Source organism: Peptoniphilus raoultii (assembly GCF_900099555.1).
In the GTDB taxonomy this organism is placed as follows: domain Bacteria; phylum Bacillota; class Clostridia; order Tissierellales; family Peptoniphilaceae; genus Peptoniphilus_A; species Peptoniphilus_A raoultii.
In genome coordinates, this window is the sequence record NZ_FMWM01000002.1 from 1 (window position 1) to 15,930 (window position 15,930).

Sequence of the window (15,930 nt, forward strand, 5' to 3'; positions counted from 1 at the left end):
TGCCATCTTTTAAGCCCAATGCTCTTGCTATATTTGCTATTGGTAGCATTGTTCTGTCATTTCTAATGACTGGTTTTACATCACTTTCATAAACTTTTCCGTTTACGATTATTTGATTTGTATCTACCGGAATTTTTACTACATTTTCTTTATCAATTAGGATGACTGTTCTGTTTTCATTATCCCACTGTACATTAAATCCTAATGCTTCTGCTACAAATCTAATTGGTAGCATTGTTCTGTCTTTTTCAATAAATGGTGCAATGTCCATAAATACTTTTTGTTCTACGCCATCTACTGATTTAATCAATTCTTTAGAACCTATTACTAACTTTGCTTCTAGTTTTACAAGATTTGATTTTGCTACTGTTACCTTTGTAGTACTAGATGGTCCATAACTATATGTCCAGTATGATCTATGCCAGTAATCGCGATCCCTGTCTCCATCTGGATTAGGTGTAGGAGTTGGTGTTGGTGTGGGTGGTGTTTGACCTCCTGCTGATTTTTCTTTTGCTGCTTCTACAACTTTTTCAACTTCGCCCTTTGTCTTTGCATCATCAACTTGTTTTTTATACTTATCTTTTTCTGTGTCGCTTAGGTTTGGTAGCTTGCCGATTTCTTCTTTAGCTTTATTTTTATCATCAGGTGTTGCAGGAAGAGCTTTTTCTTTTTCTTCTGCTTCTTTTGCTTTTTTATCTGCTTCTTTTTGTGCATTATCTGCAGCTTCTTTTGCTTCCTTAGCTTCTTCAGCTGCCTTTGCTGCTTCTTCAGCTTTCTTTTCTGCTTCGGCTTTTGCTTCCTCTGCTGCTTTCTTTGCTTCTTCGGCTGCCTTTGCTGCTTCTTCAGCTTTCTTTTCTGCTTCTTTTGCTTTTTCTTCTGCTTCTTTTGCTTTTTCTGCTAATTCTGTATTATTTGGATCTGCTTCTGATGCTTCCTTTGCTTCTTTTGCTTCTTCGGCTGCCTTTTCTGCTTCTTTTGCTTTTTCTTCTGCTTCTTTAGCTTTTTCTTCTGCTTCCTTTGCTTTTTCTTCAGCTTCCTTTGCCTTTTCAGCTGCTTCTTCAGCTTTCTTTTCTGCTTCTTTTGCTTTTTCTTCTGCTTCTTTTGCTTTCTTTTCTGCTTCGGCTTTTGCTTCTTCGGCTGCTTTCTTTGCTTCTTCGGCTTCTTCTTTTGCTTTGTCTGCTGGGTCAGATGCCTTTTCTTCGTCTTTTGCCTTAGCATCTTCTACAGCTTTTTCTACTCCAGTTTTGTCTTTTGCTTCATCTACCTTATCTTTTGCTTCTTTCTTTTCGTCATTGCTTAGATTTGGTAGTTTGTCGATTTCTTCTTTAGCTGCGTCTTTTTCGTCCTTAAGTTCTTTATCTTTTTGGTCGTTTGCTGCTGCTTTGTCTTTTGCGTCTGCTACAGCTTTATCTACTCCATCTTTGTCTTTTGCTTCGTCTATTGCTTTTTCTGCTGCTGCTTTTTCTTCTGGGGTTAGATTTAGATCTTTTATGTCTTCTTTGGCTTTGTCTTTTGCTTCCTTAAGTTCTTTATCTTTTTGGTCGTTTGCTGCTGCTTTGTCTTTTGCGTCTGCTACAGCTTGGTCTACTTCAGCTTTGTCTTTTGCGTCATCTATTGCTTTTTCTGCTGCTGCTTTTTCTTCTGGGGTTAGATTTAAATCTTTTATGTCTTCTTTGGCTTTGTCTTTTGCTTCCTTAAGTTCTTTATTTTCTGTGTCTTTTGCTTTTGCTTCTGCTACAACCTCGTTTACTCCAGGTTTGTCTGTTGCTTTATCTACTTCGTCTTTGTATGTGTCTTTTTCTGTGTCGCTTAGGTTTGGTAGCTTGCCGATGTCTTCTTTTGCTTTTTCTTTATATGCCTTTAAATCATCTGCATTCTTTGCATCTTCTACAGCTTTAGTTACTTCGCCTTTTGTTTTTGCGTCATCTACTTGTGTTATAAATGGCGCTTTTTCTTCTTCACTTAGGTTCGGTAAGTCGCCGATTTCTTTTTTGGCTTTTGCTTTTGCGTCTGCTAGTTCTTTAACTGCTGCTATTGCTGTATCAAGTTCAGTAACTTTTTCATCTACTTGGCTTTGTTCTGTTGCTGTGCCTATTAATGCTTCTGCTTCTTTTACTTTCGCATCTAATGCTTTTGCTGGGTCTGAAGTGTTGTCATTTTTAAGAACTTCTTTTGCTTCAGCAATTTTATCTTCTAATGCCTTTGTATTTAACACTGGTTTGTAGATTGCTACAAAATCTTGTTCTTGAACTTCTCCACCTATAGGAACTGTGCTATCCCATTCTTTAAATTCTTTTGTTGTGTCTTTGTATTTTGCACTTGCTGGAACTTGTCCTGTTACAGCTGCGTTATCCCATGTTGTTCCATTTAATACATCTATAACTTTGTATCTGTTTCCTGCAATGTTGCCATCTACTGTTGCATCAAAAATTATTCTTGTATAGCCAACTGGAACTGTTGTACTAGGATCTGTGCCTATTTTTATTAGACCTTTTGAGCTTGCTGTTGCTACAATTTCTACTGTGCTATTGATTGGTGTGCCTGGTGTAACTGACCATACAGGATTTTCGTGAGTTGCTTTTAAAGTTACTTCTGGATAGTAGGCTTCTCTTAGGCTAGTTCCTATTTTAACATCATAAGATTTTGTTGAATTTAGTTTTTCAATACCTTCGCCTGCCCTGAAAGTTACCCTTGCATATCCCTGTGGTGTTGGTTTTGTAGGATTTTCAATTATATCTGGTGTACCCTGTTCATATTGTGCATAGACATCAATACCGTATCCTTGAGTTGAACTTGAAGTTTTTTCGTTATATACTTTTGTGCCATCTATTGCAGGTGAACCTTCCTCTGGACTTTCTGACCAATATTTAAATTTATATCCTTCCTTATATGGATCAGGTAGATGCTTAATTACTTCTGCAAAAGTTAAATCATAGGCAACATTTGCATAAACTTCGCGTTCAGTTTTACCATTAATTGTTCCGCCGTTACCATGACCTTTTATTCTTCCATAACCAAGATTAACAGGTGCATGGAAAATGCCTTCCTGCGTCCAAATATAGTTGTCAATTTCACTACTATTGGATCTAGATAATGTAATCTTTTCTTTTAACCTAAAATCAGCTTCAAAGATTCTACCATTGTTTAATACATCATCATCATTAGGTAATCCGTTTTTAAAACCATAAAATTCGAATTGACATCCTTGTCCTGTCATGCTTCTGATTATCGAATACATAGCTACAGGACTATTTTCATAATCATAACCTAAGTCTGAGCGAAAATCTCTCCAAAGCATACGTTTAGGTATTATAAATGATGTAGTTACATTGAAACATTTGTCAGGAAAAGCTCCATTCTCATACTCATATTTATATTTATTAGTTTGGCCTGGCACCTTAATAAGCTTGGCCATACAAATATATCTTGATAGTTCAGGCAATTTAAATGAAATGATACTATACTTAGTCGTATCAAGCTTTCCATTTATTCTACACTCATCAGGTATGTTCGCATCACTTATATCTACTGGGTTATCCAGATTTGTAGGTCTGTATTTATAAACTTTTCTTCCAGTTTCTGCATAGGTTTCTATGATATTAAATGGTAGACAACCTATGAGCATAACTAGGGCAAGAAATAGCCCCATTATTCTTTTACTTTTTGCTTTCATTTTTTACCTCCAATTTTTATTTTTATCATCTTTTATTCCCCTTTTTTGTTTTCTTCTTTTCCTTTCCTCCTTATATTTTAAAAATCTATTATATCCTATCTATACCTGAGTCTCCTTTCTGGCTTACACAAAAATGTTTATACCTAGCCTTATTCTACCCCCCCCCCCTCATACATTTGTCAATAGCTCATTATTCATATATGTCTATGATTGTTTACTTTTTTAATAGACTTTAGTCTGTGATTAAAGAATTGTATTTAATAATGTTAAATGATATGTTTTATCATACTATTTTGTATTTTGGTTTTTTTCGTTTTTTATATTTTTTTCTTCTCCATTTCATTTGTTTTTATCAATATTTATTTTCTATAGCAAAAATTTTTCCTGGTAATCTTCTCTTTAATTTCCATTTTTTTAGTTTTTTGTTTTTATTTTTTTATGTATTATTTTGTTTTAGCTTCATAATTTATAAGTTTCTTATGCTTTGATATTAAATTGTATAATCATAACCACTGGCTAAGCCAGTGGTTTATTCATGCTAAAGTGTACAAAAAAATAGCGTTGTTCATTATTTGACAACACTATTATCTATTATCTATCTACATCTTTATTATTCATTAGATTTTAAAGATTCTACCATGTCAATTTTTTTAATTTTGAAATGGAAGACTAGCATAATTAAGGTCGTAACTAAAAGTGTAATTACGGTTGCGTAAATGTAGGCTCTTGTTATTAAATGACTTGAAAGCATTACTGGATAAGGAACTACAATTTGCAGGACGCTGTAGTGGAGAATTTTTCCAATAATAAGGCCTAAAATTATGCCCATTATGGTAAGAAAATAAGTTTCTCTATAGACATAAGCCGTTACTTCCTTGGCATAAAATCCCAAAACTTTTATCGTTGCAATTTCCCTAATTCTTTCTTCAATATTTATATTTGTCAAATTATAGAGAACGACAATTGCTAAAAGTGATGAGAGGATTACAATAACCCCCTGAACTTTGGATATTGAATACAAGAATTGATTAAGGGCTTTTTTAAATAAATCTGTACCAATAATTGATGTTACTACTTTATAGTCCTTGGCCTTGTCTTTAATTTCATCAAAGTCCTTGGCATTTTTAGTTTTTACTAAATTTGTATTTGCTGTAAAATCTTCTCCCTTGAATTTTTCATAATAATCTCTAGTCATAAAAATGTAGTGATTTATATACATTTCGCAAATATCTGTTACTTCAATTCTAAAAGAATTGTCATAAACGTCTTTTATTTCAATTGTATCGCCTTTTTTTATGCCCAAAAGTTTTGAAAGTTTTTGAGAAATTACCGCCCCTCTCTTTGGCAGATTAATTTTTTGTCCCGTCTTCGGAGATTTTAGGGCAAAATATTCTTCAAATCCTTTTTCATCTTCTGGAGCAATTAAGCTCACATTTTGATCCATTTCAGGATAAGAAACCTTAAACTGTTCTTGATAAAAAGATTTGTGGGGTGATTTTAGAGAACTAATAAATTCCTTATAGGCTAAAAATTCATCTTCATCAATATCCTTGTCATAGGAAATTTGCAGGTTATACTTTAAAATATCTTCAAACTGAAGTTTTTCTATATTTCCAACAGAACCTTTGATTCCAAAACCTAAAACTAAAAGTGCTGTGCAGCCAATAATTCCTAAAACTGTCATTAACATTCTTTTTTTGGACCTGAAAATATTTCTTGCAGTAACCTTAAATAAAAAGCTCATTTTGTTCCAAATAAAAGGTATTCTTTCCAGCAAAATTCTCTTGCCGGTTTTTGGTGGTTTTGGTCTTAAAAGCTGTGCAGTCTTTTCTTTTAAGGATTTATTTGTTGTCAACCTTGCAGCGAAGGCAGTAAAAATAAAGCCAATTGCAATTGCAAAAATTATTTTTAAAGGATAGGCCCTAATCAATAGGTTATTTTCAAAAATTGAATCTGTTGAATAGGCATTGCCTATTATATAGGTTATTAAATATGAACCCCAAATTCCTCCTATTGTGCCACCAATAAGTGATGCTAAAGAACCATAGAGAAAATATTTTGAAGAAATTTCTTTTTGACTATAGCCAAGGGCCTTGTAAGTTCCAATTAAAATTCTTTCATCTTCAACCATTCTTGTCATTGTTGTAAAGGAAACTAAAAGTGCAACGGCGAAGAAAAATACTGGGAATATTAATGAAAGTCCGTCAACTCTTCTTGAATAGTCAATGTAAGTATTTATATCATTTACAAGATAAAGTGGAGTTATGGAATATCTAGGCTGCTTCATTATATTTAAATATCTCTTGCCCTTTTTTATATCTTCTTTTGCATCTTTTATTTTTTCTTCAGCTTCCAGAGATTTGTCCTCATATTCTCTTTGACCTTCTGCCAAATCCCTTTGACCCTTATATAATTTGCTTTTGGCATCTTTTAATTTGTCTTCAGCTTTTCCAATTTCTTCCTTAAAGGTTTCTTCGCCTTCCCTAAGCTGCTTTTCTCCTTCCTTGTAACTATCTTCGCCTGATTCATATTTGCTAGTGCCCTCTAAAAATTTGTCATAATTTTCATTGTAATCAATTAGGCCCTCTTCATATTTAGCCTTTCCCTTTTCTAGTTCATGCTTTCCGCTGTCAAGTTTTTCTTTGGCCTTTACTAATTTTTCCTTTCCGTCCTCAAGCTCTCTTTTATTTTTTGCAATTTTCTCTTCTGACTCCTTATATTCAGCTTCCCCTTTTTGGGCTTCTATAATTCCATCTTGAAGTTGCTTTTCTCCCTCATCAAGCTGAATTTTTGAAGCATCAAGTTTTGCCTTGCCCTCTGTTAATTTTTTTTCGGCATCTTTTATTTGCAAAACTCCTGCCTTTGCCTCCTTAACTTTTGCTCTTAAGGATGAAAAATCAGAAGACAAATTAAGACCCGGATATTTTTTATTTAAAGAATTTACAAAGTCTTCAATTTCAGTTTTACTTTGATTTAATAAAGAAAGTTCAGCCCTCGCTCTCCTTAAATTTTCTTCTATAGAATTTAATTCAGAATTTAGAGAATTTTTCCTTTCATTTAAAGAATTTCTATCTTCATCTTTTAAATTTGGATCAGCTAATTTTAAGTCTATTTCCTTAATTTGACTTTCCTTTTCGACCTTTTGACCTTCTAAATTTTTTATTTCTTTATTTTTTTCAGAAATTTCCTCGTCAATAGTTTTTATTTTATCAGCATAGGGTTCAAGCCTTTCAAGGCCTGCTTCAAGGGAAATTATTAAGCCTTCAGCTTCTTCATATGTTACTTCAAGACCCATTTGCCTAAAAGTAGCTACTAATTTTTCCTTTCCTTTCTCAAGGTCAGCCTTTCCCTTTTCATAATCATCAAGGCCCTTTTGGTATTTGTTTTTTCCTTCCTCAAGCTGTGCCTTTGAATCATCAATTTTTCTCCAGCCTTCATCAAGTTTTCTTCTGCCTTCTAAAAGCTGTTCTTCGCCAGATTTTAAAGCCTTTTCGCCTGCCTCAAGCTCTCCTTTTCCCCTTTCATATTCTCTATAGCCGGAATTTAATTTTTCTTCATTTTTGTCAATTTCAATTTTTGCCTCGTCAAGTTTTCCCTTTCCCTCAGCAAGTTTTTCTTTTGCATCAGATAGTTCATCTTTTGCATTATTTAATTCGCCCCTTGCCTTATAAAGTTTATTTTTTGACTCCTTAAGCTTATCTTCGCCTTCCTTTTTTTGGTCAGTAAATTCTCTATATCCCTTTGAATATTCCCTTTGACCTTCTGAAAGTTCTTTTTTTCCTGATTCCAATTCATCTTTTGCATCAGAAAGTTTTTCCTCTGCTTCAGTGATTTTATCTTCACCTTCAGAAATGTCACGAGAAAGATCCCCCTTAATTTTAGAAAGTCTTTCAGAGGGTCTATATTTCATATCAATTTTTAGGGCTTCATATTTTTTTCCAAGTTCTTCCTTATATTCCTTGGAAGAAGGACTGAATTTTTTTAAATCACCATAAATAATTTTTGCAAGACTGGGATCTGTATTAAATTCAGAAGGAGCTATATAGGCAAAACCGCTTATTTCGCCAAGACCCCTTTCAGAATATCCACGAGATCTATTCATAATATAGTCAAGTGAATTACAAAATCCCACGATTCTATAATCATAAGATAAAAGGGCATCTTCTTCATCATCTGCAAATTTATTTACTTCTTTTTTAAAAGAAATTTTATCCCCAATTTTATAGCCCATTTCCTTCATTTTATTGTCGAGAATAATTTCTCCCTTTTTAGGAGCCTTGCCCTCAAGAATTTCAGGCATATTTATTTTAATGGGAATATTTAAAATTTTTATGGTTTCAGTTCTTCCCTTAATTGAAAGATCTAGATCATAAGCATATTCAAGTTCATCTAAATTAGCCTGACTTTCAATAATTTCCATGTCCTCATTTTCTAAAGACTGGGGAGCGGAAACTACAAGGTCAGGATAAGAATTTTTTTTAATGGCGTTGTCAATGGTGTTACGCATAACAGGGCCCGTTGATATGAGTCCAATTAAAACAAAAACTCCCAGAACAACAATTAAAAGAATTGAAAGAAATCTGGAAAAAGTGTTTTTTATTTCTCTTAAGGAATCTTTAAGCGTAGTTTTCAAAAAATCACTACCATTCTATTTCACTAATTTTTTTAGGTTTATCATTAATTTTTATATTCTTAACTTTTGCATCATTAATTTCAATGACTCTATCAGCACAAGGGGCAATTGCAGAATTATGTGTAATTACAACAACAGTTGTGTCTGTATTTCTTGTTAAATCTTGAAGGATAGAAAGAATTTGCTTGCCTGTTTTATAGTCAAGGGCACCCGTTGGTTCATCACAAAGAAGAAGTTTGGGATTTTTTGCAATTGCCCTTGCAATTGAAACTCTTTGCTGCTCACCACCTGAAAGCTGTGATGGAAAATTATTAATCCTATCACCAAGGCCCACAGATTTTAAAACTTCCAAGGGATTTTTTGCCTTTTTTACAATTTGCGTTGCCAGCTCCACATTTTCAAGAGCCGTTAAATTTGGAATTAAATTATAAAATTGAAAGACAAAGGCCATAACATTTCTTCTATATGATGTTAATTCTCTTGTCTTGTATGTAGAAATATCATTTCCATCAACAAAAACATTTCCTTCCGTTGGGCGATCCATGCCCCCAAGTATATTTAAAAAAGTTGACTTCCCGGCACCTGATGGTCCTAAAATAAGAGCAAATTCATTTTTTTCAATTTGAAAATTTAATTTGTCATTGGCAAGAACAGAAGTTTCCCCACTCCTATAGACCTTTGACATATTAATAACATCAATAAAAGCCATTATATCACCTAAAGTAATTATAACACACAATTAAAAATTTAAAAAAAGGTAAAAAAATAAGAGGGTCTGTCTCTCTTAAAAAATCAAAGCCTTTAAGTTTACGATTTTTATTTATCCCTTTTAATTTCTAATTTCAATTTTATATACTTGTAAAAATAATAAATAATATAATAGAAAGCACAACATAAAAAAGTAGGACTTTGTTCAGAGATTCTTCTTTTTGAGCTTTAAATATTTTTTTCTCCTTGGTTCTATATACAAGAATGAAAACAATACAAGTCCAAGTGTTATAAACAAATAAAAGATATTCTTAAAACTTGAAAGAATTAAAAGATTAAGAAAAAACTGGTCAAAATAACCTATGACTTTTAATTTTTATTCATTTTAACTTCAATAATTCAAGAGAATTAATATTGCTAGACTCATAATCAGATATGTTTTTTTTTGCCTCAACAGTGAAATATATGTTTAAAATTAACAAAGCTATCAAAAATGGATAGAGTATAAACTTTATTTTTTTCAAATCAAGTTTTAAATACAAATACCATAATAATCCCATTGGCAAAGCCATTAAATTTAAGTTGAAGAGATGCTTGTAATTGTATACTCCATAATCTCTCAAATATCCTATTAGATAAAAATTAAAAGCAATCAATAAGATTAATAGACAAAATCCCACTGACAAAATTATTTCATTTGATTTATTTTTATGCATATTACCACCTTTTGCTTTTGTAACTTATAAATACTTAAAGTTATTAATCTTAAATAACTAATATTCTATGATTAATTATAGAATAAACTTATGGAAAACCTTCGTCAAGGTCATAAATAATTTGTTTTAGAAATTAAAAAATTACTGGCTGACCAGTCACAATTTAATAATCTAAACTTCTTTTCATTCTTCTTTCTGCATCTTTCTTTGCCATGTCTTCTCTTTTGTCATAAAGTTTTTTTCCTCTTGCTGTGGCAATTTCTGCTTTCACTCTTCCTCTTACAAGATAAAGTCTTAGAGGAATTATGGTGTAGCCCTGAAGAGTTTTTACTTTTTCAAGTCTTCTTATTTCAGATTTGTGCATTAGAAGTTTTCTTTTTCTTTTTGGATCGAGATTATAAATATTTCCCTCTTCATAGGGAGAAATGTGCATATTAGAAATAAAAATTTCTCCACTAGAAATTTCGCAGTAGGCATCTTTTAAATTTGCTCCCCCACGTCTTATGGATTTTACTTCTGTGCCTGCAAGGACAAGGCCTGCTTCATAGGTATCCTCTATAAAATAAAGACGGCCTGCACTTTTATTTGTTGATAAATTATTCCACTCTGTTTTCTTTTTCATTTTCATCACCAATTAATTTAAAGTCAATTTTTCCTATTGTTAAATTTATACCAGTCACTTCAACTTTAACCCTATCGCCAATGCCATAAGAAATTTTTCTATCCACATCTATAGCCTTAAAATTTATGGAATCGAATTCAAAAAATCCATCCATAGTTTTGTAAGGAACTAGGCCTTCAATTAAATTATCAAGCTGTACAAAAATTCCAAAATTTGTAATGCCTGAAACAATTCCTTCATAGCTATTGCCAATTCTATCAGACATAAATTCTGCCATTTTAATTGAATCAACTTGTCTTTCCGTTTCTTGAGCAAGCTTTTCTGTTTCTGAAACGTGATCTGCAATTTGTGGCAAAATTTCTCTTAAATTCTTTATTTTTTTCTTGGAAAGATCTCCCCTTAAAAAATCTTTTATAATTCTGTGGATGGAAAGGTCCGCATACCTTCTTATAGGAGATGTGAAGTGGGTGTAATAGGGAAAAGATAAACCAAAATGTATTTTATTTTCTGCACTATATCTTGCCTTAGTCATGGCCCTTAAAACTAAAGTTGAAACAAAAAGTTCTTCTTTCTTACCTTGAATTTTTTCCAAAAGTTTTTGCAAATCCTTTGGTTTTATTACGCTTCCATAATTTGCAATATAACCAAGGGGTCTAATATAAGAATTTAATTCATCAATTTTTTCTTCTCTTGGTTTTTCGTGGATTCTATAAATAAAGGGAAGCTCTATTTTTGCAAAATATTCTGCTACTGTTGTATTTGCCATTAGCATAAAATCTTCTATAAGTTTATTGGCAGACCTTCTCTCTATTTTTAAAATTTCAAGAGGCCAGCCATCTTCACTAACTTTTATAACAGGCTCTGGAATATCAAAATCAATTGACCCTATTCTTTTTCTCTTTTCCTGCAAAATTTTTGAAAGTTCATACATATTTGTCAGAATTTCTTCAAGGCCAAGAATTGAGTCATCAGAAATTCCCTCCTCCAAAAAATTTGAAACATAATCATAGACAAGCCTTCTTTTTGAATTGATAACACTTTGGACAATTTTATGATTTACAAGGTCTCCTTTTTTATTAATTTCCATTATGCAGGATAAGGTTAATCTATCGACCCCCTCATTTAAGGAGCAAATTCCATTTGAAAGTTCAAAGGGAAGCATGGGTATTACTTTATTTAATAGATAAACAGAATTTCCCCTTTTAAAAGCTTCCTCATCTATGGCAGAATCTTCTTTTACATAATGGGACACATCTGCAATATGAACGCCAAGTAAATAATTTCCGTTATCTAAAATATCAAGACTTACAGCATCATCAAAATCTTTTGAATCCTTGCCATCAATTGTAAAAGTTATCTCATTTCTTAAATCAAGCCTTCCAAGCATTTCTTCATCGCTAACTTCCTTTTGGATTTTTTTTGCTTCCCTTTTAACAGTTTTTGAAAATTCCATGGGAAGGTCAAAGGCCTTGGCAACTGAAAGAACATCAACATGAGGCTCATCAGGAAAGCCTAGAACTTCTAAAATTCTGCCCTCAGGTTTTCTTCCTTCTTCAGGCCATTTGTCAATTTTAACTAAAACTTTTTGGCCATTTCTTGCTCCATTAATTCTCTTTTTAGGAATATATATATCCATGGAAAATTTATTTTCATCGGGAACAACAAAGCCAAAATTTCTCATGTCTTGAAAGGTGCCAACAATTTTTTCATTTACTCTCTCAGTAATATAGACAACTTCGCCTTCAGGCTTTTCACCCTCGGCTTCTTTTAATTTTTTTACAACAACATCATCGCCATTTAAGGCAAAATTTAAATTATTTTCTGAAATATAAATGTCTTGGTCCAGATTTTTAGTTATTAAAAAGCCAAAACCACGCTTAGAAGTTTGGACTTTCCCGAAAAAATATTTTTCATTATCCACTTCCAAAATTTTACCCTTTTTATTTTCAAAGATTAGGCCCTGCCTCTTTAAATTATCAAGCAGCCTATTAAAATCTTCTCTATCTTTCTTTTTAATATTAAGAGAATTTGCCAGTTCGTCCTCAGTTTTTGCCTTATTTGTCTTAATAACATCTAAAATCTTTTCACTTATCATTTCAATTTTGCTCCATAACTTGTTTGGTTAAAGAGATTTGAATCATAAGAGTAAATATTTTTTTGCTTTTCTTCATATCTTTTTAAAGCTATTTCAATTAATTTTGTAATTAAATCCTTAAAGGATAAACCTGAGGCTTCAAATAAATAGAAGGAAATGGATCCTGGAAGAGTATTTATTTCATTTACATAAACGTCCTTATCCTTTAAAAGGAAATCTATTCTTGCAACTCCCGCCCCATCAAGCGCCTTAAATGATTTCTTGCCAAGTTCGCAAATTTTATTTCTTATCTCCTCTGTCAAATCTGCAGGAAGTTTCTTCTTTTGATTTTTTTGTGATGCCATTTTTGTCTTTGAATCGCCAACATATTTATCTTCATAGGTTAAAATTTCTTCAGCCGTTATAGGTTCTTCACAGGCAGAAACTTCAAGGTCATTATCTTTTCCCAAAACGGCAACATTAATTTCCCTAAAATCTTCTAGGCATTTTTCCACAATAATTTTTCTATCATAAGTTGCGGCAAGTTCCAGAGCCTTTGTAAGCTCCAAGGTGTCTTTTGCCTTAGAAATTCCAATTGAAGACCCAAGATTTGCTGGCTTTATAATTAATGGATACCCTAAGGCTTCACACTTTTTAAGAATATTTTGTAAATTTTTAAGTTCATCTCTGTAAAAATAAATATAATCCATCATTGGAATGTCATTTGCCTTAAAAACTTCTTTCATTAAAACTTTGTCCATTCCGACAGCTCCTGCAGCAACTCCGCATCCAGCATAGGGGATGTCCATTAATTCAAAAAGTCCTTGAATCGCTCCGTCTTCGCCAAAAGTTCCGTGAAGGGCAGGAAAAATTGCATCAATTCTCGCATAAATATAATTTTCTGTGTGCGATTTAGAAAAAATTCCGCCCACAAGTTTTACTGCATATAAAAATCTATCTCCATTTTGGGGAATTAAAAATATTTCTGTGGCTTCATTATATCTTCCTTCTTTAAATGTTCTAAAATCTTTTAAAATATCTCCACAATAATATCTGCCATCTTTTGAAAGGTAAATTGGAATAGGATTAAATTTTTCCTTATCCATATTTTCTATAATTTGTAGACCCGTTATTACTGAAACTTCATGCTCACATGATCTTCCACCAAAAAAAACTCCTACATTTAACATCAAATCACTCCTCATCATAATTATCGGGCAAATCATTTTCAAAAAGGACAACGTCCCCTTGCCTTGTGAGATTTCCCAAAATCTTTGTTGCTTCGTCTAAAGATGAAACTGAAAATATATTTTCTTCCTTAAATTTATTTTCAATTAAGCCCTTTTTAATAGGCTCTGTTCTCTTTTTTCCAACTAAAATTGCATAGTCAATATTTTTTGCCATTTCTTTGCCAATTTTATAATTTTCTTCTTCTTCCATTTCTCCAAGTTCAACCATGCCAGGTGTAATAATTATTTTATTTCCATTTTTAAACTGAGAAATTACGTCAAGGGCAGCTCTAAAACCAACTGGGTTTGAATTAAAGGCATCGTCAATAACAATGACTCCTCTTCCGCCATCAATAATATTAAGTCTATGCTCTACTCCCTCAACTTTTTCAATACCCCTTTGAATTTCTTCTAAAGTCATGCCTAAAAGATGGGCAAAACTAACTCCGGCTAAAATATTTGAAATATTATGAGCCCCTAATAGTTTTGTCTGACAATTTATTTCCCCCTTGCCCCTAATAACTAGGGTGAATTTTGAACCCTTTTCAAAAACCTCTATATCCTTGGCATATATATCAAGTTTTTCAGTATCTTCCATTCCGTAGCGATAAGTTTTTAACTTAGTCTTATCTGCAAGGGGCTTTAAAAATTCATTATCACAGTTAAAAATTGCAAGACCATCTTGGGGAAGAGCTTCAATTAATTCATATTTTGTCTTTTGAATATTTTCAATTGTCTTAAAAAACTGCATGTGAGTTGGACCAATTGCAGTTATAACTCCCATATCGGGCATAACAAGTTCTGCAACTTCTTTTATCTCTCCCGGAACCTTTGCCCCAAGTTCAGCAATAAAAATTTGGTGAGAATCATTAAGCTCATTATTAATAACTTTTGAAAGCCCCATTGGTGTATTAAAAGATGATGGAGTATGAAGCACCCTAAACTTTTCTTTTAAAATTGTATCAGTAATAAATTTTACTGAAGTCTTGCCAAAAGACCCTGTAATTCCAATGACCTTTAAAGAATTTTCAGCCTTTAACCTTTTAATTTTTTCTTGGGCCTCATGGTAAAATCCTGCATTAATTTTGTCTTCCTTTGGTTTTGCTATGGCATTTGAAATTAATAAAATCCTATATTCAAAATAATAGATTAAAAATAAAGAGATGGCGGTGAAAAATAGCCCTAGCCATAAGTTTGAATTTTTATAGACAATTTGACCTATAATAACTGTGGCAACCCAAAAACCATAATTTACAAATTTGTGAGTTTTTAAAAGTCTTTTTGCCCTGTCAGTCCACACAAGGGGAAGTTTGGGATTTTTTTCCGGCATATAAAAAATTTTTCCAATTTTTTCCCTATTACTTTTAATATAATCCCTATAAAGATTATTGTCATAGCCTTCCAGCTGAAGCATATGAATTGGAAAATTACTTCTCACAAGTGAAAAGAAAACTGCAAGGCATAGTAAAATAAACTGTCCTATATATAAAATAATCATGATTTATCTCCTAAAAATGAATTTATAACTGCACAAAAAGTCCCGTAGTCATCAATATAGGAAAAATGACCTCCCTTTAAAACTACAAGGCCTGAATTTTTTATCTTTTTATTAAAAATCCCCCCCATATAAAGAGGAGTTGCATCGTCCTTATCTCCCCAAATTAAAAGAGATTCGCTTTTAATCTTACAAAGTCTATCTTCCGTTGATTCATTTACAACTTTTACAAAAATTTTCCTCATAAGGCCTTGGGCATTTTGATAGTCATCAGACCCGTGCCTTTTATAAAATTTTTCAAGAGCCCCTTCATTATTTCCATAAAAAAACAAATATATTTTCTTGGAAAACTTAAAAGCATAGACCTTTAAATAATAGGAAAGTTTTCTTTTGGGTATTATGCCCGAAGCATCAATAAAAACTAATTTTTCAGCTAGATCTTCAGCCTCATCTCCTAAAATTGTTAGAGTTTTACCTCCAAAGGAATGGCCCAAAAAAACAGCCTTTTCTATATTAAAAGTCTTTAAAAATTCCCTTAAAAATTTATAGTAGTCGTAAGTTCCATAAACTTCTTTTGGCTCATTAGTATCACCAAAACCTGGTGCATCATAGGCATAAACTGTATAAAAACTTGGAACTGCATTTAAAATTGGAATAATTGATTCAATGTTTGCACCCCAACCATGTAAAATGACAGCAATTTTTTCTCCGCCCTCTCTTTTAAAGTAGGCAGTTTTTATGCCTAAAATATTCACGAAAGATTTTTCTATTTTAGTCATT

General features: G+C 32.4%; 9 protein-coding genes. All 9 read right to left on the reverse strand.

Annotated elements, in window-relative coordinates:
- Positions 1-3,673, reverse strand: a 3,673-nt coding sequence (locus BQ4446_RS08185) for a stalk domain-containing protein (protein ID WP_209019083.1), incomplete at its 3' end; no start/stop codon positions are given.
- Between the two features lie 610 nt (positions 3,674-4,283).
- Positions 4,284-8,306, reverse strand: coding sequence for an FtsX-like permease family protein (locus BQ4446_RS00015; RefSeq protein WP_071025357.1), 4,023 nt, complete (start codon positions 8,304-8,306; stop codon positions 4,284-4,286).
- Positions 8,307-8,313: 7 nt separating this feature from the next.
- Complete coding sequence (locus BQ4446_RS00020) at positions 8,314-9,015, reverse strand: ABC transporter ATP-binding protein (RefSeq protein WP_071025361.1); 702 nt, start codon at positions 9,013-9,015, stop codon at positions 8,314-8,316.
- 379 nt (positions 9,016-9,394) lie between these two features.
- A complete protein-coding gene (locus tag BQ4446_RS00025) occupies positions 9,395-9,730 on the reverse strand; it encodes a hypothetical protein (RefSeq protein ID WP_071025364.1) in 336 nt (111 codons plus the stop codon).
- A gap of 163 nt (positions 9,731-9,893) precedes the next feature.
- The gene (gene smpB / locus BQ4446_RS00030) at positions 9,894-10,352 is read right to left on the reverse strand and encodes an SsrA-binding protein SmpB (protein ID WP_135100566.1); all 459 of its coding nucleotides are present in this window, start codon (positions 10,350-10,352) and stop codon (positions 9,894-9,896) included.
- Positions 10,327-12,447: a ribonuclease R gene (gene rnr / locus BQ4446_RS00035; protein ID WP_071025370.1), complete on the reverse strand. Its 2,121-nt coding sequence runs from the start codon at positions 12,445-12,447 to the stop codon at positions 10,327-10,329. Before rnr ends, smpB begins: the two co-directional genes overlap by 26 nt.
- Positions 12,444-13,616 carry a D-alanine--D-alanine ligase family protein gene (locus BQ4446_RS00040; protein WP_071025373.1) on the reverse strand — a complete coding sequence of 391 codons (1,173 nt, stop codon included), beginning with the start codon at positions 13,614-13,616 and terminating at the stop codon, positions 12,444-12,446. Before BQ4446_RS00040 ends, rnr begins: the two co-directional genes overlap by 4 nt.
- Before the next feature lie 4 nt (positions 13,617-13,620).
- Complete coding sequence (locus BQ4446_RS00045) at positions 13,621-15,153, reverse strand: UDP-N-acetylmuramoyl-tripeptide--D-alanyl-D-alanine ligase (protein ID WP_071025376.1); 1,533 nt, start codon at positions 15,151-15,153, stop codon at positions 13,621-13,623.
- The gene (locus BQ4446_RS00050) at positions 15,150-15,929 is read right to left on the reverse strand and encodes an alpha/beta fold hydrolase (RefSeq protein ID WP_071025378.1); all 780 of its coding nucleotides are present in this window, start codon (positions 15,927-15,929) and stop codon (positions 15,150-15,152) included. Before BQ4446_RS00050 ends, BQ4446_RS00045 begins: the two co-directional genes overlap by 4 nt.
- Between the last annotated feature and the right edge of the window lies 1 nt (position 15,930).

Excerpts from the sequence above, each read along its gene's own strand:
- BQ4446_RS00020 (WP_071025361.1), bottom strand. The coding sequence starts at position 9,015 with ATGGCTTTTATTGATGTTATTAATATGTCAAAGGTCTATAGGAGTGGG.
- BQ4446_RS00025 (WP_071025364.1), bottom strand. The coding sequence starts at position 9,730 with ATGCATAAAAATAAATCAAATGAAATAATTTTGTCAGTGGGATTTTGT.
- smpB (WP_135100566.1), bottom strand. The coding sequence starts at position 10,352 with ATGAAAAAGAAAACAGAGTGGAATAATTTATCAACAAATAAAAGTGCA.
- rnr (WP_071025370.1), bottom strand. The coding sequence starts at position 12,447 with ATGATAAGTGAAAAGATTTTAGATGTTATTAAGACAAATAAGGCAAAA.
- BQ4446_RS00040 (WP_071025373.1), bottom strand. The coding sequence starts at position 13,616 with ATGTTAAATGTAGGAGTTTTTTTTGGTGGAAGATCATGTGAGCATGAA.
- BQ4446_RS00045 (WP_071025376.1), bottom strand. The coding sequence starts at position 15,153 with ATGATTATTTTATATATAGGACAGTTTATTTTACTATGCCTTGCAGTT.
- BQ4446_RS00050 (WP_071025378.1), bottom strand. The coding sequence starts at position 15,929 with ATGACTAAAATAGAAAAATCTTTCGTGAATATTTTAGGCATAAAAACT.